20 protein-coding genes, 3 tRNA genes and 1 pseudogene (1 of these 24 running past the window's edge) are annotated in these 20,362 nt (G+C 61.8%); 8 read left to right on the top strand and 16 right to left on the bottom strand.

Annotation, left to right across the window (positions count from 1 at the left end):
* The 4 genes in view from atpD to atpH are tightly spaced (at most 22 nt apart) and all read right to left on the bottom strand, a layout consistent with a single transcriptional unit that may run on beyond the window.
* A protein-coding gene (gene atpD / locus JK213_RS10160) for a F0F1 ATP synthase subunit beta (RefSeq protein WP_062028184.1) crosses the window boundary here: on the bottom strand, nucleotides 1-749 show its 5' portion. It extends 715 nt beyond the left edge of the window; only the first 749 of its 1,464 coding nucleotides appear in the window; its start codon is at nucleotides 747-749; its stop codon lies beyond the left edge, outside the window.
* Nucleotides 750-771: 22 nt separating this feature from the next.
* On the bottom strand, nucleotides 772-1,662 hold the full coding sequence (locus JK213_RS10155) for a F0F1 ATP synthase subunit gamma (RefSeq protein ID WP_194262821.1): 891 nt from the start codon (nucleotides 1,660-1,662) through the stop codon (nucleotides 772-774).
* A gap of 9 nt (nucleotides 1,663-1,671) precedes the next feature.
* Nucleotides 1,672-3,207, bottom strand: a complete 1,536-nt coding sequence (atpA, locus tag JK213_RS10150; protein WP_211571379.1) for a F0F1 ATP synthase subunit alpha — start codon at nucleotides 3,205-3,207, stop codon at nucleotides 1,672-1,674.
* Complete coding sequence (gene atpH / locus JK213_RS10145; RefSeq protein WP_194262820.1) at nucleotides 3,207-3,779, bottom strand: ATP synthase F1 subunit delta; 573 nt, start codon at nucleotides 3,777-3,779, stop codon at nucleotides 3,207-3,209. The genes atpA and atpH overlap by 1 nt, the downstream gene beginning before the upstream one ends.
* Nucleotides 3,780-4,109: 330 nt before the next feature.
* On the opposite strand from atpH, the gene JK213_RS10140 reads away from it, so the two are divergent.
* The gene (locus JK213_RS10140; protein WP_194262819.1) at nucleotides 4,110-4,646 is read left to right on the top strand and encodes a hypothetical protein; all 537 of its coding nucleotides are present in this window, start codon (nucleotides 4,110-4,112) and stop codon (nucleotides 4,644-4,646) included.
* 27 nt (nucleotides 4,647-4,673) lie between these two features.
* Here JK213_RS10140 and JK213_RS10135 read toward each other — a convergent pair.
* Nucleotides 4,674-4,747, bottom strand: a tRNA-Gly gene (locus JK213_RS10135).
* 171 nt (nucleotides 4,748-4,918) lie between these two features.
* Between JK213_RS10135 and JK213_RS10130 the strand changes: the two genes are divergently transcribed.
* From JK213_RS10130 to nusG, 3 genes are all read left to right on the top strand, one after another.
* A tRNA-Trp gene (locus tag JK213_RS10130) sits at nucleotides 4,919-4,995 on the top strand.
* Between the two features lie 62 nt (nucleotides 4,996-5,057).
* Nucleotides 5,058-5,312: a preprotein translocase subunit SecE gene (gene secE, locus JK213_RS10125; protein ID WP_208611655.1), complete on the top strand. Its 255-nt coding sequence runs from the start codon at nucleotides 5,058-5,060 to the stop codon at nucleotides 5,310-5,312.
* Between the two features lie 9 nt (nucleotides 5,313-5,321).
* Nucleotides 5,322-5,852 (top strand): transcription termination/antitermination protein NusG, encoded by a 531-nt coding sequence (gene nusG / locus JK213_RS10120; protein ID WP_062028195.1) that lies wholly within the window; start codon nucleotides 5,322-5,324, stop codon nucleotides 5,850-5,852.
* Nucleotides 5,853-5,935: 83 nt separating this feature from the next.
* On the opposite strand, the gene JK213_RS10115 is transcribed toward nusG, so the two are convergent.
* The 6 genes and pseudogenes from JK213_RS10115 to JK213_RS15865 all read right to left on the bottom strand — a co-directional run bounded on the left by JK213_RS10115 (nucleotide 5,936) and on the right by JK213_RS15865 (nucleotide 11,036).
* On the bottom strand, nucleotides 5,936-6,553 hold the full coding sequence (locus JK213_RS10115) for a membrane integrity-associated transporter subunit PqiC (protein ID WP_194262818.1): 618 nt from the start codon (nucleotides 6,551-6,553) through the stop codon (nucleotides 5,936-5,938).
* Between the two features lie 3 nt (nucleotides 6,554-6,556).
* Nucleotides 6,557-8,239: an MlaD family protein gene (locus tag JK213_RS10110; RefSeq protein ID WP_194262817.1), complete on the bottom strand. Its 1,683-nt coding sequence runs from the start codon at nucleotides 8,237-8,239 to the stop codon at nucleotides 6,557-6,559.
* Nucleotides 8,236-9,720, bottom strand: coding sequence for a paraquat-inducible protein A (locus tag JK213_RS10105; RefSeq protein ID WP_194262816.1), 1,485 nt, complete (start codon nucleotides 9,718-9,720; stop codon nucleotides 8,236-8,238). Before JK213_RS10105 ends, JK213_RS10110 begins: the two co-directional genes overlap by 4 nt.
* 234 nt (nucleotides 9,721-9,954) lie before the next feature.
* Nucleotides 9,955-10,030, bottom strand: a tRNA-Thr gene (locus JK213_RS10100).
* A gap of 79 nt (nucleotides 10,031-10,109) precedes the next feature.
* Nucleotides 10,110-10,682, bottom strand: a pseudogene (locus tag JK213_RS15870) (NAD(P)-dependent oxidoreductase); the annotation flags it as partial.
* 15 nt (nucleotides 10,683-10,697) lie between these two features.
* Nucleotides 10,698-11,036 carry a hypothetical protein gene (locus tag JK213_RS15865; protein WP_249200522.1) on the bottom strand — a complete coding sequence of 113 codons (339 nt, stop codon included), beginning with the start codon at nucleotides 11,034-11,036 and terminating at the stop codon, nucleotides 10,698-10,700.
* Nucleotides 11,037-11,207: 171 nt separating this feature from the next.
* Here JK213_RS15865 and JK213_RS10090 point away from each other — a divergent pair, with 171 nt between their 5' ends.
* Complete coding sequence (locus tag JK213_RS10090; RefSeq protein WP_194262814.1) at nucleotides 11,208-11,393, top strand: hypothetical protein; 186 nt, start codon at nucleotides 11,208-11,210, stop codon at nucleotides 11,391-11,393.
* 34 nt (nucleotides 11,394-11,427) lie between these two features.
* Here JK213_RS10090 and JK213_RS10085 read toward each other — a convergent pair whose 3' ends face one another.
* Both JK213_RS10085 and JK213_RS10080 read right to left on the bottom strand, forming a co-directional pair.
* Nucleotides 11,428-12,660, bottom strand: coding sequence for an alanine--glyoxylate aminotransferase family protein (locus JK213_RS10085; protein WP_194262813.1), 1,233 nt, complete (start codon nucleotides 12,658-12,660; stop codon nucleotides 11,428-11,430).
* Nucleotides 12,657-13,892: an allantoate amidohydrolase gene (locus JK213_RS10080; protein ID WP_194262812.1), complete on the bottom strand. Its 1,236-nt coding sequence runs from the start codon at nucleotides 13,890-13,892 to the stop codon at nucleotides 12,657-12,659. Before JK213_RS10080 ends, JK213_RS10085 begins: the two co-directional genes overlap by 4 nt.
* Before the next feature lie 102 nt (nucleotides 13,893-13,994).
* Between JK213_RS10080 and JK213_RS10075 the strand changes: the two genes are divergently transcribed.
* The 3 genes from JK213_RS10075 to JK213_RS10065 are packed head-to-tail and all read left to right on the top strand — an operon-like array spanning nucleotide 13,995 to nucleotide 17,738.
* Nucleotides 13,995-14,879: a LysR family transcriptional regulator gene (locus tag JK213_RS10075; RefSeq protein WP_194262811.1), complete on the top strand. Its 885-nt coding sequence runs from the start codon at nucleotides 13,995-13,997 to the stop codon at nucleotides 14,877-14,879.
* 37 nt (nucleotides 14,880-14,916) lie between these two features.
* A complete protein-coding gene (locus JK213_RS10070) occupies nucleotides 14,917-16,482 on the top strand; it encodes a gamma-glutamyltransferase family protein (protein ID WP_283091833.1) in 1,566 nt (521 codons plus the stop codon).
* Nucleotides 16,476-17,738 carry a cation:dicarboxylate symporter family transporter gene (locus tag JK213_RS10065; protein ID WP_211571378.1) on the top strand — a complete coding sequence of 421 codons (1,263 nt, stop codon included), beginning with the start codon at nucleotides 16,476-16,478 and terminating at the stop codon, nucleotides 17,736-17,738. The genes JK213_RS10070 and JK213_RS10065 overlap by 7 nt, the downstream gene beginning before the upstream one ends.
* A 1-nt stretch (nucleotide 17,739) precedes the next feature.
* Here the strand turns inward: JK213_RS10065 and JK213_RS10060 are convergent, their stop codons facing one another.
* Genes JK213_RS10060 through JK213_RS10050 form a run of 3 tightly spaced genes read right to left on the bottom strand, consistent with a single transcriptional unit; the run spans nucleotide 17,740 to nucleotide 20,215 of the window.
* Nucleotides 17,740-19,074, bottom strand: coding sequence for an AtzE family amidohydrolase (locus tag JK213_RS10060; RefSeq protein ID WP_211571377.1), 1,335 nt, complete (start codon nucleotides 19,072-19,074; stop codon nucleotides 17,740-17,742).
* Nucleotides 19,071-19,253 carry a DUF4089 domain-containing protein gene (locus JK213_RS10055; protein ID WP_244178027.1) on the bottom strand — a complete coding sequence of 61 codons (183 nt, stop codon included), beginning with the start codon at nucleotides 19,251-19,253 and terminating at the stop codon, nucleotides 19,071-19,073. Before JK213_RS10055 ends, JK213_RS10060 begins: the two co-directional genes overlap by 4 nt.
* 53 nt (nucleotides 19,254-19,306) lie before the next feature.
* Nucleotides 19,307-20,215: a GDP-mannose 4,6-dehydratase gene (locus JK213_RS10050; RefSeq protein ID WP_249200521.1), complete on the bottom strand. Its 909-nt coding sequence runs from the start codon at nucleotides 20,213-20,215 to the stop codon at nucleotides 19,307-19,309.
* Nucleotides 20,216-20,362: the final 147 nt, after the last annotated feature.

The following is a 20,362-nucleotide window of genomic DNA, read 5'->3' as shown; positions in this document are numbered from 1 at the left end:
GCAAGCGACAGACCCGTAAGGGCGACGCGCGAACGCGCTCCCGGCGGCTCGTTCATCTGGCCATAGACCAGCGCAACCTTGGAACCCTCGGTCGAGCCATCTTCGGCGATCTTGATGACACCTGCGTCCTGCATTTCGAAATACAGGTCGTTACCTTCACGCGTACGCTCGCCGACACCGGCGAAGACGGACACGCCGCCATGGGCTTTCGCGATGTTGTTGATGAGTTCCTGAATGATGACCGTCTTGCCGACGCCGGCGCCACCGAACAGACCGATCTTGCCACCCTTGAGGTACGGGCAGAGCAGATCGACGACCTTGATGCCGGTCACGAGGATCTCGGACGCAGCGGCCTGATCTTCGAAAGCCGGAGCCGGGCGGTGGATCGGGAAGCGCAGTTCGCTGCTGATCGGGCCGCGCTCGTCGATGGGCTCACCAACGACGTTCAGGATACGGCCGAGCGTTGCCGGGCCAACCGGCACCATGATCTGCGTGCCCGTGTCACGGACTTCGGCGCCACGGACCAGGCCGTCGGTCGTGTCCATGGCGATGCAGCGGACCTGACGCTCGCCGATTTCCTGTGCAACTTCCAGAACCAGCGTATGATCGCCGTTCTGGACGTGCAGGGCGTTCAGAATGAAGGGAAGATCGCCTTCGAACTGCACGTCCACGACGGGGCCACGCACCTGAGTGACGCGGCCGACCACGTTGTTGGCAGCTCCGGCAGAAGGGGTAAGGGTTTCGGACATCGGATTCGTCTCCTGCGTGATCTCAAACGGCTTCTGCGCCGGAGATGATTTCGATCAGATCGTTGGTGATGTTGGCCTGACGCGTACGATTGTACTTCTGCGACAGACGGTCGATGGCCTTGCTGGCATTGCGGCTGGCATTGTCCATCGCGGTCATGCGCGCACCCTGCTCGCCAGCAGCACTTTCCAGCAGGGCCGAGAAGATCTGGACCTGAAGGTTGCGCGGCAGAAGCTGCGTCAGAAGCGTCGTCTCGTCCGGCTCGAATTCGTACTGGGCTGTGTCGGCATCCAGAGCAGCATTGTCGTTCTCGGGAACCGCGAGCGGAACCAGAGGTGCCTGGACCGGAACCTGCGTCATGGCATTGAGGAAGCGGTTATAGACCAGCGTGCAGCGGTCGATGTCGCCAGCTTCCAGAAGGGTCACGATCCGGCTTCCGATGTCGGTAGCCTTGTCGAACCCGACATCCTTGCCTTCGGTTCCGGCCAGACGATCAACGATCATGTCCGGATAGTGACGCACGAGGATATCGGCTCCCTTGCGCCCGACCGGCAGGATGCGGACCGTCTTGCCTTCCGATACCAGCGTATCGACCAGCTGACGGGCACTGCGGACGATATTGGCGTTGAAGCCGCCAGCAAGGCCACGGTCAGAGGTCAGCACCACCACGAGATGGGTCTGGTCCTTGCCCGTTCCCGCGAGAAGGCGCGGCAGGCTTGTCGCGTCCTCACCCCGGGTCGCCGTCGCCAGCTCTGCCATCATGCGACGCATGGCGTCGGCATAGGGGCGAGCCGCTTCGGCCTGCATCTGGGCGCGTCGCAGCTTGGAGGCTGCGACCATTTTCATCGCGTTCGTGATCTTGCGCGTCGATTTGACGCCCGTAATCCGTCCACGCAGTTCCTTCAGCGAAGCCATGGGCTATCCTCAGGCCGAAAAGCGCTTGCCGAATGCTTCGAGCAGCTCCTTGAGCTTGCCTTCCGTCTCCGGCTTGATCTGGCGGTCATTGCGAATGGCCGTCAGGATGTCAGAGCCCGCACCGCGCAGCTCGGACAGGAGGGCGGCTTCGTAGGCCACAACCTTGTCCACTGCGATCGGATCAACGTAGCCACGCGTACCGGCGTAAAGAACAACAACCTGCTCTTCGACGGGCAGCGGGGACGTCTCGGGCTGCTTCAGCAGTTCGACGAGGCGCGCACCACGATCGAGCTGCTTGCGGGTTGCGGCATCCAGATCGGAAGCAAACTGCGAGAACGCAGCCATTTCACGATACTGCGCCAGCTCCAACTTGATCTTGCCGGCAACCTGCTTCATCGCCTTGATCTGGGCTGCAGAACCCACGCGGGACACGGAGCCACCAACGTTCACGGCCGGACGGATGCCCTTGTAGAACAGGTCCGTCTCAAGGAAGATCTGACCGTCGGTGATGGAGATCACGTTGGTCGGGATGTAGGCAGCCGTATCACCAGCCTGCGTCTCAATGACCGGCAGGGCCGTCAGGGAGCCGCCGCCATTGGCGTCGGACATCTTGGCCGCACGTTCCAGCAGACGGGAGTGCAGGTAGAACACGTCACCCGGGAAGGCTTCACGTGCCGGCGGACGACGCAGCAGCAGGGACATCTGACGGTAAGCCACAGCCTGCTTGGACAGATCGTCATAGCAGACAAGAGCGTGCATGCCGTTGTCGCGGAAATACTCACCCATGGCGCAGGCCGTGTACGGTGCGAGATACTGCATCGGAGCCGCATCGGAGGCCGTAGCGGCAACAACGATGGAGAATTCCATCGCGCCATGTTCGGTCAGCGTGCGGACCAGATTAGCCACCGTGGAGCGCTTCTGGCCGATGGCGACATAGATGCAGTACAGGGACTTCTTTGGATCGCCTTCGGCATTGACCGGCTTCTGGGCGACAATGGTGTCGATCAGGATCGCGGTCTTGCCCGTCTGGCGGTCGCCGATGATCAGCTCACGCTGGCCACGTCCGATGGGAACGAGAGCGTCGATGGCCTTGATGCCCGTCTGCATCGGCTCGCTGACCGACTGGCGCGGCATGATGCCCGGAGCTTTCACTTCGGCGCGGCGGTATTCAACGTCCGTCAGCGGGCCACGGCCATCGATCGGGTTGCCCAGACCGTCAACCACACGTCCCAGCAGGCCTTTGCCGACCGGCACTTCAACCACGGACTTCGTACGCAGGACGGTATCGCCCTCGCGGATGCCGTCGCCATCGCCGAACAGAACCACACCGACATTGTCGGCTTCGAGGTTCAGGGCCATGCCCTTGAGGCCGGTTCCTTCGAACTCGACCATTTCACCGGCCATGACATTGTTCAGGCCGTAGACGCGGGCGATGCCGTCGCCGATGGACAGGACCGTTCCCGTTTCGGAAACGGTCTCGACCTGGTCGAAAGACGCGATCTGCTGCTTGAGGATGTCCGAAATCTCGGCGGGACGGATATCCATCACGCGGCTCCCTTCATGGCGTTCTGCAGGCGGGTCAGGCGCCCGGCGATCGAAGTATCAAAGAGTGTGGAACCGATCCGTACGGTCATGCCACCAAGGAGGGCAGCGTCCGTATGTTCGGTCATGGACACGCGGCTGTAGCCAGCTTCGGCCAGTCGGGCCTGAAGCTGGCTGCGCTGCGTGTCGTTAAGAGGCTGTGCGGAGCGGACTTCGGCCACGACTTCGCCGCGAAGAGCGGAATCAAGCGCCAGAACACCGTCCAGAATGGATGCAAGATCAGGCAGGCGGCGATTGTCCGCGATAACGCCGACAAACCGGCGCAGGACGTCCCCAAAACCAAGCTTCGACATCAGCACAGTCGAAACCGTCTGGCCCTGGCGGATGTCCAACCGGGCGTCAGCCAGAAATTTCCGCAGGTCGTCGCTTTCGGAAATGGCGGTACGCAGCGCCTTCACTTCACCCAGAACATCGGGAAGAATCCCCTGCTCCGAAGCGAGATCATAAAGCGCACGGGCGTAGCGCTGGGCCAAGCCCCCTGTCTGTCCAACCTGCGGCACCTGTGTCACCGTCACACGCGTGTTCCGTCTCACTAAATCCGCCGCAGAGTGCGGCCGGAACCGGCTTATCCGGTCCCTTGCATCAAAACTGTCCGGACCGGGCATAGACGTCCCTGCGCAGGATTCGTCTGAAACCCGGTCCTCCACTTGGCGCCGCCTCTAGCACGCTGTCCCAGCCCTGCGCAACCAAGAGGATCGCAAATAGCCCCCTCAGACGGAAGGATCGTGACGCGGGTTTGCGCTTTATGATGCCGAACTGGCATGACGGGCGCTTCACAGCGGCTTTCCGGCAGATTTTCTTCTGCCTCGTCATACCCTCCCCAACAAAAAACATATGGAGATTCGATGTCTATCCAGAAGCGCCTTTTTCTCCTGCTCGGCGCCCTGTCCGTCCCCGTCCTGGGTCCAGTGGCTCATGCGACCCCCATCGAGGACAAACCCTCCTTCCCCACCATCTCCTATTGGGACAACTGGACCGATCCGCAGGGAACCACGCATCTGACCAAATGCAAGATGTCGACCTTCCATGAAGATTCTCTCACGCCTGATGGCGACAAGATCATGCTCAGCAGCCCCCATGACGGACCGGCAACCGTGACCCTGCGCGTTCAGCCTCCACACTGGAAGGGAGGATGGAGCGAAAGTCATCGGGTGCAGTGGATCGTGCCGCTTTCGGGAATCTATTTCGTCAAAGCCATGGACGGGACCAGCGTCGAGCTGAATCCGGGAGACATCCTGCTCAGCGAGGACGTGGCGCCAGTTGCTCACGGCTCGGACCCCAAGGGCCATCTGTCCGGAAATGTCGGCGATGCGGCCGTAGCACTTCAGGTTCTCCAGTTCGGAGACGCAACACCGTCGCATACTCCCTGCCAGTGGCAGTGAGGGCAGGAACTGAATTTTCTGGAAATCTGGAGCGGGCGAAGGGAATCGAACCCTCCTAAGAAGCTTGGAAGGCTACTGCATTACCACTATGCTACGCCCGCTCGGATTGGGAGTGTCCTTACTCCATCTCCTGTCGAGCCCGCAAGAGGGGAAAATCCAAAATGGAAATTCCACAACAAAGATCTTCAGGGCACTTGACTTTCAGTCCTGAACATTCTCTTTTGCGACCACTGTCGCTGGCATGACGTTCACAAGACGCCTTGCACGACGATAGGGGTGTAGCTCAATTGGCTAGAGCGCCGGTCTCCAAAACCGGAGGTTGAGAGTTCGAGACCCTCCGCCCCTGCCACTCCTTCTCGCCGGATGTCCCCCCCGACACCGGGAGCGGGACTTTCACTTGATTCGAGGACGATGGTGTCGGTCAGTACCCCGAAAGACGAGTCGCGGAAAACAGCGCCTCAAAAGAACGGATCCGGCTTCAATCTGGTCGCTTACGTCCGTGACGTCCGCGCCGAAGCGAAGCGCGTCACGTGGCCGACCCGTCGCAACACCCTGATCACGTCAGGTGCCGTGCTGGTCATGGTCACCGTGACCTGCATCTTCTTCTTCATCGTGGACCAGCTGATCGGCCTTGGCGTCCGCGGACTTTTTGGCGTCGGAGGCTAGGTTCGCACCATGGCGAAGCGTTGGTATGTTGTTCACGTCTATTCCGGATTCGAGAAAAAGATCGCGAGTCACATTCAGGAACAGGCGGCGCAAAAGGGCCTTTCGGACCACTTCGAACAGATCCTCGTCCCTTCCGAAGACGTGACGGAAATGCGCCGCGGCCGTAAGGTCAATGCGGAGCGCAAGTTCTTTCCGGGCTATGTCCTCGTCAAGATGGAACTGACGGACGAAGCCTGGCATCTCGTCAAGGACACCCCCAAGGTCACGGGCTTCCTCGGAACCCGCAACCGTCCGACCCCCATCACGGCTGCCGAAGCCGACCGGATCATGAAGCAGGCTCAGGAAGGCGTCGAGCGCCCCCGTTCCAGCCTGTCTTTCGAGATTGGCGAGCAGATCCGCGTGGCCGATGGTCCGTTTACGTCCTTCACCGGCATGATCGAGGATGTCGACGACGAGCGTCAGCGCCTCAAGGTCAGCGTGTCCATTTTCGGTCGCTCGACCCCTGTTGACCTCGACTTCACGCAGGTTGAAAAGCTCTAACACTTTTCAGTCTGTCGGTTCTTCCAACAAAAAAGGCTCCCATTCCGGGAGCCTTTTTTGTTTGTACCTTCTGCTGAGCCCCATCAGTTCGTGACCGGGGGCGGAAGGAGACGCAGCTTTTCGGCGGCCTGATCGGCAATCGCAGCTACCCCCTGACTCAGGGCTGCGGTCAGCTTTGTCGTACTGGACGCCACCGCATCCTGCGATTGCCAGACGACAGGCGATGTCAGCACAGGACCAATCATCTTCCCTGCCGGATGAACTGACAGCGTGCCCGTCACGAGCGCATGTCCTGCCGAATCGGCTTCGAAATTACGAACGGTCAGTTCGACATAGGCTGACGGAGTCGTGCTCACCGCATCATTCTCGGCAAAAACAGTCGTGCCCGGCAGACGCTGGGCCAGATCACTTGTCAGCGTCTGACCGACCATGTCCGAAAGCGGCTCGCTCCAGCTTGTACCGCTTGCGAGACGCGTCTGGTAATCCTCATTGGCTCTGACGATCGTGTCACGATCCAGCCGTGTGCTGACAACAGGCGTCCGGACCTCGACCACGACGGGACCACCGGCCTGCGCCACTCCCGGTACGGGTGCGAGCGTATAGAGCGTCGGGTCGCTGCTGCATGCTGCAAGAAGGCCGCTCATCCCCAGAGCACCCATCAGGGACAGGAAACGAAGGCGGGGCGTCGAAGACTGTGTCATGGCTCAGTTCCTGCGGCCGGTAATGAGAGCAGAGGGGTGGTGATCCAGATAATCCGTAAGGAAACGCAGGGACCGTGACATCTGGGTCAGCTGGACGATCATGCCCTGAAGGCTGCGGTGGAAATCCGTGTCGCCGCCATAAGACCCCAGAACCGATTGCGCACTGTTCATTGTGGTCTGAAGGCTCTTCATCAGTTCCGGCAGGTTCTGGTTGGCGGTTTTCGTCAGTTTGTTCAGGTTCTGGAGCGAATCGCGCAAGGCCGCGAGGGACTGCGTGACTTCAGGACTGTTCAGACGACCATCCGCATGCGCCAGAAGATCGTTTACGTGCCCACCGATTTCGGTCAGCGGCATTGCTGCGATCTTGTCGGTAATGGTGGAGACGGATTCCATGATCCCGTCCATACCGCCTGCCTGACTGGGGAGAACGGCGACATCCCCTTCATAGGTCAGGGTAGTGACGGGCGCGCTCTTGACGAATTGCAGGGCGATCATCGATTCGCCAGTCAGGAAGCTGGCGCTCTGGACCGAGGCGCGCATCCCTTCGGCTACGAAAGCCTGAAGATATTTTTCCACAGGCGCATCCCTGCTGTTCTCGAGCCGCTCATCCCAGTTCGAAAGCATGCGCTCAGGCTCAAGCTCCATATCCACGCGGACACGGGGCAGCTTCGTCGGTCCCTGCAGAAGGAGTCGGACATCCGTAACCGTGCCGATCTGGAGACCAAACATCGTTACCTGACTGCCGTTCGTCAGGCCTTTGACGGAAGAGTTGATATACGTCACGACCCGCAGACGTTTGTGATAACGGGCGTTATCGGCATCGGCTTCGCTGGCATAGAGCTTGAAGACGGAATTAGCGGGGGCAGTGGGCAGGTCAATGGCAAGGCGTTGTTCCGGCAGACCAAAGGCAATGCCGCCAGAGAACAGAGCCTGAAGCGATTTGAGCTGGACCTTCAACCCGCCCGCACCAAGGCCCACCTGAACGCCCGAGACGTTCCAGAAACGACTGTCCGTCCGCAGATAGTGGTCGTAGGGCGCCTTGACGAAGGCCTGAATGACGATCGGCCCTCTGCCACCCGGCGGCATCGTATAGCCAAGCACCTCGCCCACCTGGAGATCGCGGAAGAAGACCGGCGACCCCGGACCAAGCGAGCCCAGCGAAGGCGACACCAGCCAGAACGTCTCACCCGGCTGGTCCGATCGGACGCCGGGCGGTGATTCCAGTCCTTTGAAGAACTTCTGGTAGTGGCCATCATCCGTTCCGGGGTCCAGAGCAATATAGGCACCGGAGAACAGCGTATCGAGGCCGGTGATGCTGGCACCGTTGATCCGCGGACGCACGACCCAGAAACGGGTGTGATCGGTGAGGATATGGGCGCTGTTGGCGTTCATCTGCACCGTCACGTCGACATGCTTCATGTCGTCGCTCAAGGTAATGTCCTGCACCGTGCCGAGTGTTACGGCCTTGTTCTTTACCTGCGTCTGGCCGGGTGTCAGGCCATCCGCCGTTTCAAACGTGATGGTGATTTCGGGGCCGCGCGTGGCAAAATGCTCCCACGCCAGCCATCCGGCGATGAGAATGGCCACCACGGGAATCAGCAGAATGAGAGAGAAGCGGGTGCGGCGCACCGGGGCTTCCTTGGGCGAGACCGGCTGCTCCCCCCGGTTGTTTCGGGAATCGCTCACGCGCGTTCAGGCTCCATGTCGTTTGGGTCAGAAGAAGGCAGTTGAGGAACGGACTCGGTCGGAGACTCTGTCTCAGGAGGCGTCCCATCCGCCAGAGGAGGGGCAACCACGCCGTTAAGACCGGCTGCATCCCACATGCTGCGGGGATCGAAAAGCTCTGCTGCGAAAATGGTCAGAATCACGACCAGAGCAAAGCATACCATCCCCGGATCGGCTGTGACATTCGCCAGAAAGCCGAAATGCACAACGGCGACGAGGATGGAAATCATAAAAACATCGATCATCGACCAGCGGCCGATAATGACAACGAGCCGATATAGCTTCGAGAGGTTGCGCAGATGCCAACGGGAGCGGAACCGGGTGCCGATGATCATGATGGTCAGGGCGACGATCTTGAGAACCGGCACAGTGATACTGGCAAAGAGCACCAATAGTGACAACGGGATCATTCCCGCCTGCCACAGCTCGATCACACCGCTGATGATGGTGCTGGGCGCGCCCTGCCCTACCTTTGTGTAAGTCATGACCGGCAGGATATTGGCGGGCAGGTAGAACACGATCCCCGCCACCAGCAGGCATGTGCCAGAGATCAGGCTCTGCGGTTTGCGGCGACGCAGGATCTGTCCGCAACGCGGACAGTCGCCCATGTCCTGCTCCTGCGGCACAGCGTGATCGAACGCCAGAACCAGATCGCAGGCATGGCAGGAGAGCATGTTTTCCACGGGCGGAATAACGCCGTTGCGGGCATCCAGATGCGCGACGTCCAGACGATGCCCGTGATGGCCTTCAACGGTGGGACGGATGTCCCGGCTGCGCCAGATCCGTTCGGCATCGAACGTCGAATCCACGGCGGCCATGCTCAGCATCAGCCCCCCCAGAAGATAGACGCCGGGCTGAAGAATGACGAGCGCGAGGTCAACGAGCTTCGTGTAGGCCACGAGCACGCCCAGCACATAGACTTCCACCATCGACCAGCCGCGCAGGCGGTCGTACCAGGTGAGCAGACGCGGGGTCCAGTCGGGCATCTGCGGGCGGGAGGCTCCATACAGGATGGCCGCCATCAAGGCGATAATGACCCCGGGCATGATCACCGTCACAAGGGCGACGAGCACGCCGATCATACCATAGCCCTGATGTCCGAGTTCGATCGGCCCACTCATGAGGGAAACGGTATTTTCCCGCCCATAAACATTCAGCGTCATGAGAGGGCTGATGAGAAGAGCGGCATAGAGTGCGGCGGAGGTGAGGCAGAAAGCAGCCGGAGCGCCGATCAGGGACGTCTTGCGGCGGCGGGCAAGCTGACAGCCACAGCGCAGGCACTCCGCCAGATGGCCGGGCTTGAGACGCGGGACATGCTGAAAAAGGCCGCAGGTCGGGCATTCGCGCAGACCCTCCACCGCGTGGATGGAGGCGTGAGGCTCCTGACTGCGGGAGAAGCTGACGGCATTGCGCCACAGCCGTTTATGGAAACGGTCAGACATCGGGCTCCTAACCTAGCGCAGGGAGCCGTCTTTTGACAGTCTGCCCTCCTCCGGGCAGTCCTCTGCATCGGGATATCGACACTCACCGTAGTCCCATTACAGGCATATTGCCCAGAGGACGCGGATTTTATCGGCAATGTTTTGAAAAAATGTGAAGATCCGCACCATGAGGCCGCACCGTGTCCGACAGACAGGACACGGAACATCATAGTCGGATTTTCAGAAAGACCTTGATGGTGCCGGTGAAGAGATTCGAACTCCCGACCCCATCATTACGAATGACGTGCTCTACCAGCTGAGCTACACCGGCGCACCCATCAAGGTGGGCGCGTTCTAACCGAGCCCTTGAGGGTTGGCAAGCCGGAAAATGCAAAAACCGGCCCTCATCTTCAGTAACCCCGTCCTGTGTCGATAACGCCGGTCATGGACTCGCCCGCTTCGTAGCGTCGCAAATTGGCCAGAACGACCTCGGCCGCGCTTTCCGACTGCGCGGCGCTGGCGATATGGGGGGTCAGGAAAATTCGCGGATGATCCCAGAACGGATGTTCGGGCGGCAGCGGTTCGGGCGTGGCGACATCGAGAACCGCCTGTGACAGCTGTCCGCTATCGAGCGCCGGGATCAGATCGTCCTGCACCAGATGACCACCGCGTCCGCAGTTGATGACGCACGCGCCTTTCGGCAGTTTTTCAAAAAGGTCGCGGTTGAGGATGCCGCGCGTGGCCTCCGTCAGCGGGACAAGGCAGACCAGAATGTCGGTCTGTGCCAGAAACTCGCCCAGCTCCGCTTCTCCCGCAAAGGATGTCACGCCCGTGACCTCCCGGCGGCTGCGGCTCCAGCCCCGGCATTCGTATCCGAAAGAGACGAGCTTCTCCAGAACCGGGCTCCCCAGTTCTCCCATCCCCATGACGCCAACGCGATAGAGCTTCGCAGGACGGTTGTGCGAACCGTTCCAGACATGCTCGCGCTGCTGGCGCGCTTAGCGGAACATGTCCCGATGGAAGGAAAACACCGCCCACAGAACATATTCGATCATGCCCTCAACCAGACTGTTCTCCACCATGCGGATGATCTGCACGCCGGGGGGAATATTGGCCAGATTGAGCTGATCGATCCCTGCGCCCAGCGAGAACAGGACTTCCAGATTGGGAAAAAGCGCGCCGAGATCGTCCGGCGTCTGCCAGGCCGCAAGATAGCGGACATCTTCTTTCGGGCCGGTTTCAGGCCAGACATGAAACGGGATATCCGGCCGGGCACGAGCGAATTTCTCTCGCCAGACTGCGACACGTTCGGGCGTATGATGAAAGACGAGCGACATTCTGCATGTTCTCCGGGCGGCAATGAAGTCCGGAGATGCTCGCGCCATGAGGGCTTCGGATCAAGCCCGCACTCCTGCCCTTACACCTGTTTGTGTAGGGACAAAGCGCCGGGGAACGCGTGTCGGGTCCGGACGTAGAGGAGGCTGGATCTCATGCAGGAGGGCAGGATCATGCCTCGTGGGGATAAGTCAGCCTATACCGACAAACAGAAGCGCAAAGCGGAGCATATCGAGGAGAGCTACGAAAAGCGCGGCATCTCCGAAAAGGAAGCGGAGCGCCGCGCCTGGGCCACGGTCAATAAGGAAGACGGTGGCGGGAAGAAAAGTGGTTCAGGCCGGAAGAACCATCCGAAATAGAGCTTCCAGATAGAGTTCCCGGCCCGAAAACTGCTCAGGCCGCGTCCCAGGCAGCACGGGCAGCATCCACGCCCGCACCACGATTCAGCGTAACGCCTTCGCCAGCCAGAACGGAATCGAGCGCGGCCAGCGTAAGGAGCACCTTGTCCTTGCGGGCGTTGAGACCCATGGCCCCGATGCGCCAGATCTTCCCGGTCAGCGGTCCAAAGGACGAGACGATCTCGATCCCGAAATCGTCGCGCATCAGTTCACGGATGCGGGCATTGTCCACACCGTCCGGCACCCAGACGCCGGTAACATTGCTCATGCGGGTGGTATCGTCGCCATAGACCTTCAGCCCCATGGCCCGCAGCCCGGCAACCATGGCGCGCCCTGCCCTGACATGACGCGCAACACGGGCCTCCACGCCCTCTTCCACAACCAGACGTGCCGTCTCACGCGCGGCATAAAGCATGGAGGTCGCTTCGGTATGATGGTTCATCCGGGCCGGAGACCAGTAGTTCATCAGCATCGCCAGATCGAAATAATTCGACTGGATGACCGGACCACTCCCCTGTTCCTGACCGGTGGCAATCCCGGCTTCATCGTGACGGCGCTTAAGAATGGCGGCGACGGCACGATCCGACAGCGTGATCGGCGCGGAACCCGGAGGACCGTTCAGGCATTTCTGAAGTCCTGCCGTGGCGACGTCGATATTCCAGGCGTCGGTCTCGAACGTCATGCCGCCGAGGGTGGCAGTGGCATCCACATAGAACAGCACGTCATGCTTGCGACAGATCCGGCCGATCTCTTCGAGCGGCTGGGCGGTCGTGGTGGACGTGTCGCCATGCACACAGGCGACCAGACCGGGCTTGTGCTCAATGATGGCGGCCTCGATGCGGGCTGGGTCAACGACCTCCCCCCATTCCACATCCACCGTACACGGGATACCGCCGCAGCGATGGACGATTTCCGTCAGCAGCAGGCCGAAGCGGCCAAAACGTGGAATGACGACCTTCATACCCGGTGAGACCAGCGACACCAGAGCGGCTTCAATAGCCGACCGGGCCGAGCCGTTCACGAGCAGCGTCCAGTGGTTCTTCGTGCGGAAGACTTCGCGGTACAGGGCCATGACCTCGTCCATATAGGCGGTCATTTCCGGGTCCATCTGGCCGATCACGTCATAGGACATGGCGCGCAGGATGCGCGGATGGACGTTGGTCGGCCCCGCCCCCATCAGCAGGCGGGACGGCGGGTCGAGCTGTGCGTAAGTTGAGGGCTGGCTCATGACTGGAACTCCTTGACGAAGGCAAGCAGGGCGCGGTGGGCGAGCGCGACGTCTCCCACACGAACGGTTTCATCGGGATGATGGCTGAGGCCGCCGGGGCTGCGGATGAACAGCATCCCCATCGGGCACAGATCGACCATGGCCATGGCATCATGCCCAGCACCGCTGAGAACGCGCTGGGCCGGACGGCCGGTCACGGTTGTCACGGCCCGGGACAGGCGCTCCACCAGTTCGGGCGCACAGGCAGCGGCAGGCAGGACTTGCGGCGTGTCGAACGTGATGCCGACGCCCCGGCTGGCGGCGATGGCGTGCAGATCTGCGCGAATGGCGCCCACCATCGCATCCCGAGCCGCGTCGGTTTCAGCCCGCATGTCGAGCGAGAAGCGAACTTCGCCCGGAATAACATTCGAGGTATTGGGCACGACCTCAACCTGCCCGACCGTGGCAACCTGCGTGGCGCCTCCGGAGCGGCCATGACGTTCAACAGCGAGAATCATTTCAGCCACCGCCGTCAGGGCGTCCTGACGCATGCTCATGGGCGTCGTACCCGCATGATCGGACTGGCCGGTGACGGTCACCCGGTGGCGGGTCTGGGCGGCAATGGCGGTGACGACACCGATTTCTCCGTCCACGCTTTCGATCGCCGGGCCCTGTTCGATATGAGGCTCAATATAAGCGATCAGCTCATCCGGCCGACGGGCGGCTTCACTCAGGCGCGCCGGGTCAAGACCATAACGGATCATGGCTTCGGCCATGGTCACGCCGGACGCATCCGTCATGCCTTCGGGAATGGATTCAATCAGCCCGGCCATGGCGCGGGAACAGATCATGGGGGCTGCAAAACGGGACCCCTCTTCGTCTCCGAACCCCATGACCTCGATGGCGAATGGCAGGCGAGTGCCCTCTTCCTTCAGGGCGGAAACAAGCTCGATCCCCAGCATGACGCCCAGATTGCCATCAAAAGCACCGCCATTGCGGACGGTATCAAGATGCGAACCGATCATCAGGGCCGGAGCACCCGGCACAAGCCCCTCGTAGCGCCCGACAAGGCTGCCGGCAGCATCCAGACGGGTACCCAGACCGGCCTCTTCCATCCATTCTGCGACCTGCGCAAGCGTGCGCTGATAGGCAGGACCGAGCCAGAATCGGAACAGACTGCCCGGCGTCTCGCTGAACGGACCATCTGCGAGAAGACGGCACCGCTCGACGGCGCGGGCTCCGTGGGCTGTCATGGGGGCTCCTGTCCGGGGTGATGGGTCAAGCGGGGGAACTTTGCGCTCATAACGGAATCAGATCAAGTTGACCTGCCAATAAATATGGTCCCACATATTGGCATGAAAGATCAGATCCATCTCGATCCGTTCCATCTGCAATCCTTTCTCGCCGTCGCGGAGACGCTGCATTTCACGTCAGCCGCGCAGAGCCAGGGGGTGAGCCAGTCCACCATCAGCCAGCATGTCAGCAGGCTGGAGGAACAGCTTGGCACGCGCCTGCTGGCCCGCAGCACCAAAAGCGTGCGTCTGACCGGAGACGGCATGGCGCTGATCGGTCTGGCCCGACAGCTTCTGCAATGCGAGGACAGCATCCTGTCCCGCTTCCGGCAGGAAGCGCCGCGCGGGACAATCCGGCTGGGTGTGACGGAAGACCTGCTCCTGACGCGCTTTCCCGAAATTCTTGGAACCTTCCGCGCCTCCCACCCCTCCCTTCAGATCACGCTGACCGTGGGGCTGTCGGCGCATCTGGCGCATCTTCTGGAACAGGGAGAACTGGATGTCTGGTGCGGGATGCGACGCACAAGCGAGACACGCGGCCAGAAACTCTGGACCGAGGAGATGCGCTGGTACGCGCCCGCTGGCACCGAATTTCCGGCAGAACAGTCCATTCCGCTCGTCACATTCCCCGATGGCAGCGTAACACGCAGACTGGCGATCGAGACGCTCAACAAGAGCGGAAGAGCGTGGCATCTGGCCTTTACCAGCGGCAGTCTCGGGGCACTTCTGGCCGCTGTCCGCGCAGGATATGGCGTCACCCCGCAACCCGCGTTTCTGCGAAATGTGGAGCATCTGCCGCATTGCGCGCCGGGCCTTCTGCCGGACATGCCGCAGGTGGAATTCATCGCCTCCACCCGCCATCAAACCGCGCAGGGCCCCGAAGACCTGCTGATCCGGACGCTATGCGCGCATGTCCCGCGCCTTCAGCCCGAACTCCTCCCAGTTTAAGGACGAAACCATGCTCACACCCAACGCTCTTGGCGGAATGGTGACGTCGCCGCACCATCTGGCCAGTCAGGCGGGGCTGGATGTCCTGCGCGAAGGCGGCACGGCCATTGAGGCCGTCGTCGCCACGGCATCCACGCTGGCCGTGGTGTATCCGCACATGACGGGGCTGGGCGGCGATGCGTTCTGGCTGATCTGCCATCCGGACGGCCGCACCGTGGCGATTGACGCCTGCGGAGCGCTGGCGATGGGCGCCGAACATACGATCTATACCGAAGCCGGGCACACCGTCATTCCCTGGCGCGGCGGCCTTGCGGCCAATACGGTTGCGGGTACAGTCTCGGGCTGGGAAACCGCGCTGGAACTGAGCGCCGAACTGCGCGATCCCCTGCCGCTGGACCGGCTGCTGCGCGACGCCATCCATTACGCCGAACATGGCCGGGTGGTTTCCGAAAGCGAGGGCGCCCTGCTCGCGCAGAAACAGCACGAACTGATGTCAGACCCGACACTGGCGCGGGTCTGCTTTCCCGAAGGCAAACCCTGGACGGCAGGAAGCATCCGCAAATCGCCGGAACTGGCCCAGACGCTGCGGATGCTCAACCGGGACGGCTTGCGGAGCTTCTATAACGGTCCGCTCGCCCGCAGTCTGGCGGCGGACCTGGCGGCGGCAGGCAGCCCGGTCCGGTCACTGGATCTTCTGGCGCATCGCGCGGAGGTCAAGGAACCGCTTCAGGCCCAGACGAGCGATGGCACCCTCTACAACACCGCGCCTCCCACCCAGGGCGTGGCATCGCTTCTGATCCTTGCGCTCTCGGATCATCTGAGCCGCGAGGACGGGCCGGAGAGCTTTTCGCACATCCACGGGCTGGTCGAGGCGACCAAACAGGCGTTTCTCTATCGCAACAGTCACACGGATGGCAGCGAGCATTCCGAAGCGCTGGCGCGGAGCCTGCTCGCCGATCCGGCACGGCTGGAGGCGATGGCCGCCCGAATGTCCATGACCCGTGCCATGCCCTGGACGGAACAGACGCAGTGGGGCGACACGACCTGGATGGGCGCGATCGACCGCAATGGCGTGGCCGTCAGCATGATCCAGAGCCTGTATTTCGAGTTCGGCTCCGGCGTGATGCTGCCACAGAGCGGACTGTTCTGGCAGAACCGCGGTTCGTCCTTCCGTCTGGCCCATTCGGGCTGGAACATCCTGCGCCCTGGCGCAAAGCCCTTTCATACGCTCAACCCGGCCGCAGCCCGACTCCGCGACGGACGGACCATGGTTTACGGCACCATGGGCGGCGAAGGGCAGCCCCAGACACAGGCCGCGGTCTTCAGCCGTCACGTCCGCCACGGCGTTCCGCTTCAGGAGGCCATCCGCCGCCCCCGCTGGCTGCTCGGACGAACATGGGGGGAAGAGAGCCTGTCGCTCAAGGTGGAGCCGGGTTTCAGCCCGGATGTGATGTCGCAGCTTGAAACGGCCGGCCACGTCGTCGAGGCGCTTGAAGAACAGTCCATTATCATGGGCCATGCTGGTGCATTAGTCCGTCACGAGAACGGACGGCTCGAAGGCGCAACTGACCCCCGGAGCGACGGAGCCGTCGCAGCATGGTGAAGTCTTTTGCGGAAAGCCTGTTCGCGCAGGTCGTTCTGGCGACCGTTCTGGGGCTTGGTGCGGGGCTGTTCTGCCCTTTTCTGGCAGATGACGTGGGCTGGATGACAGCGCTGTTCATGCGCCTCATCATCATGGCGGTCGGGCCGCTACTGTTCTGCATCGTAACACTCGGCATTCTGGGTGCGGGCTCCCTGAAGACAGTGGGGCGTCTTGGCGGATGCGCGATGCTCTATTTCGAACTCATGACCACAGTGGCGCTTGTCGTGGCGGTCATGGTGGCAATGGGGCTGGGAATCGGACAGGGCGTGGGCTTCGTTCCCACAGCGAGCGACGCCCGGATGATCGCGTCCTATGGCGGCCATGCCCAGAATCTGCGTGCGGAAGGCTTTAGCGGATTTCTGCTCTCACTCGTCCCCCACACCCCGGCCGATGCGTTTGCGCAGGGCAATGTCCTTCAGATTCTGGTCTTCGCGATTCTTGTCGGATGCTGCCTGAGCGGCATGGGAGACCGGGGCCTGCCGCTGGTCCGACTGATCGAAAGCGTGTCCGACCTGTTTTCACGCATGATGGGCCTCATCATCCGCGTGGCACCACTCGGCGTCTTCGGAGCGATGGTGACGACGACGGCACGATATGGCCTCGGAACAATTGGCCATCTGGCCGGATTTACAGTCCTGTACTTCCTGCTGGTCGGCGCATTTGTCGTCTGCGCATTAGGCGGGGGCCTTCGGCTCGCAGGCGTAAACCCGCTGCGATTTGCACGGTATTTCCGTGAAGAACTGCTGATCGTCGCCACCACCACGGCCTCCGATGCGGTTCTGCCCAGCCTCATGAGCAAGCTCGAAAAACTGGGCGTCGAGCGGCAGGTCGTCGGAATCGTGGTGCCTGCGGGCTATTCGCTCAATCTGGATGCACTGTCGATCTATCTGGGGCTGACGGTCATTTTTCTGGCCAATGCCACCGGGACGCATCTGACATTCTGGCAGATCGCAACCTTGCTGGTAACCGCCCTGATCACGTCCAAAGGCGCGCACGGCATTCCGGGTTTTGCGATCGTCGTTCTGGCGGCGACGCTGGCCAGCGTTCCCTCCATTCCGCCCGGAAGTCTGGTGATGCTTCTGGCCGTGGACTGGTTCGTGGGAATCGCCCGGGCTGTCGGCAATTTCGCCGGTAACTGCGTGGCCCCGGTCCTGATCGCTGCGTGGGAAAAGCGCCTCGACCACGCAAGAATGGCCGAGGCGCTGAAACAGCCCTAAGTCAGATCAGACGGGCTTCGGCCAGCCCGTCCGCTTCCAGCTTTTCCGCCAGCGCGAAAAGCTGGTCTTCCCGCCCCGGACGCGCGATGAACTGCGCGCCGAGCGGCAGGCCCGGAACCGCCATCGGAACCGTCAGAACCGGGAACCCAGCCAGCGTCAGCGGCTGCGTATACAGTCCCAGATTGGCGCGGGCGGAGACCATCCTGCCGCCGATCTCGATTTCAGGCTGATCGAAGCGCGGCGCTTCTCCGACAAGCGCCGGGGCCAGCAGGATATCTGTCTTTGCAAACGCTTCGTGCATCTGGTCCCGGAACCAGTGCCGCAGACGATGGGCCTGAAAGACGAGCGTGGATGGCAGAAGCGCACCGGCCAGCAGGCGGTCACGCACGGCGGGATCGTATTCCGCAGCCCGTGTCCGCAAGCGGGTAAGATGCTGCCCCGCCCCTTCGGACGCACTGATAACAAAAGCCGCCGCCCGCGCCCGCGCCACCTCCGGCAGTTCGACCACATCCGTCGCCCCCAGCGCCATCGAGAGTTTGTCGATGGCCGTCTGCATCGGGGGAGACATGTTTTCCCCGAACCAGCCGCCAAGCCGGGCAATCCGCAGGCTGCCTGCCTCCACAGCCGGAAGCGCCTTGGCGCTGAGGGCCTCAAAACAGGCCTTCAGCCCGCCTGCACTGTCCGCAAAGGGGCCGACCGTATCGAGACTCGGCACGAACGGGTAACTGCCTTCGGTCGACAGGAGCCCCTGCGTCGCCCGAAGGCCCCAGATACCGCAAAGCGAGGACGGAACGCGGATCGAGCCATTCGTATCGGACCCCAGCCCGATGGAAAACAGCCGCGCCGCCACACCCGCCGCCGAACCACCCGAGGAACCTCCCGCCAGGCGGTCGGGCGCATGGGGATTGCGGGTATTGCCATAATGCGCGTTGACCGTGGCGAACCCGTAGGCGAATTCGTCCATGTTCGTCAGGGCAACGGGGATGGCCCCGGCTGCGATCATATGCGCGACCAGAACCGCATCCTGCGTGGCGGGCGGATCATTGGCGAGAACCTTGGACCCCGCCGTCGTGATCTCTCCGCGGACATCGAACAGATCCTTGATGCCGAAAGGCACACCCGCAAGCGGTCCGGGATCCTGCCCCTGAAGCACCAGACGGTCCACCCGCTCGGCGGCTTCCAGCGCGCGCTGCATCAGAAGGCGCGTCACACAGCCATAGGCCCCGTCCCGGCTTTCGATATCGGCCAGAACCTTCAGCGCGAGTTCTCGGGCGGAAATCTCGCCCTTGCGAACGCTGGCGGCGAGCGCGACGGTGCGCTGCTGAAGGCCGCTCATGGCTCGTACCGGAATGCAGGTTCAAGGCGATCAGGCAGTTCCAGCCCTTCGATCAGCGCACCATAACTGCGCAGAAGATCCAGATTACTGCGCACGCCTGCATGGAACTCGACCGGAATGACCAGTCCGTTCGCAGTGGCGAGCACCGTGATTTCAGTGTCATGAGGGTCTGTCATCATACGAACTCCGGTTTTGCGAAGAAAATGGTCTTTGTCGATTGTATTACGGGCTTTCAGAGTGTGATGCGATAACGCCAGTCATTGAGAACCGTTACCAGCGTCTCGCTCCACGGAATGCGCGCGGACCAGTCCAGTGCCTCACGCGCCGCCGCCGGATTACCCTGCATGACCGCAAGACCAGACGGCGAGGCAAGGGCCGGATCCACCCTGAGCGTGGCCGAAACACCCGCAACGTCCAGAAGATCCTCCGCCATCGAACGGACGGTCCGCGTCACGCCGGAGCAGATGTTCAGAACGCTGCCATTGGGCAGCGGACGAGGCGGAACGAGCGCCGCAATATAGGCATCACACGCATCGCGCACATCGGTGACGTCAAACCCGGCATCCGGTTGGCCAACGGTAATGACCGGAGCCTGCTGGCCAGCCTCGATCCGCGCAACCTGTGCCGCAAGAAATGGCAGAATCGCCTCTTCATCCTGCGCCGTTCCGGCCTGCGTGAAGGAGCGCAGGCGCACGCCGTGCAACCCCTCCTGACTCAGATTTCCGACCGCCAGATCCGCTGCCGCCTTGCTGGACGCATAGGCATTAACCGGCGCAATAACGGCCGTTTCATCGAGCGGCTGCACTGACGAAAAACTCGCGCCATAGATCTCAGCCGTCGAGACGAACACAAAGCTGGCCTGCGGAGCATAAGTCTCAAATGTCTCGGCCAGAATGAGCGTCCCGTCCAGATTGACGGTCCATGCGTCCTCAGCCTCGGCACGTGCAACCGAAGAGACGGCAGCCAGATGCAGACAGGCATCGGGCTTTTCGCTACGGACAAAACGTTCGACGGCAGGCCGGTCCCGGATATCCATCGGATCTTCCAGCAGCACATGCCCAGGCAGACGGTCCAGAAGCCGGGCCTTGAGATGCTGCCCGACAAACCCCTGCCCACCCGTCAGCAGAATCCGCAGCCCCATGTCAGGAGCCATAAGCGAACGAACGGCCCGCAACAGAAAAGACAGAAACAGTCGGCATGGGGCGTTCTCCCGGCAGAATGGCCCAGACTGACCAAATGCCATCCCAGACCGGACTCTTTTCGGTCACATCCGCGAACAGGGCAAGGG

It is taken from the genome of Gluconobacter sp. Dm-44, from assembly GCF_018256175.1.
GTDB lineage: Bacteria > Pseudomonadota > Alphaproteobacteria > Acetobacterales > Acetobacteraceae > Gluconobacter > Gluconobacter cadivus.
Note: the sequence above shows the minus strand (reverse complement) of the source record. Positions and strands in the feature narration are given on the sequence as shown.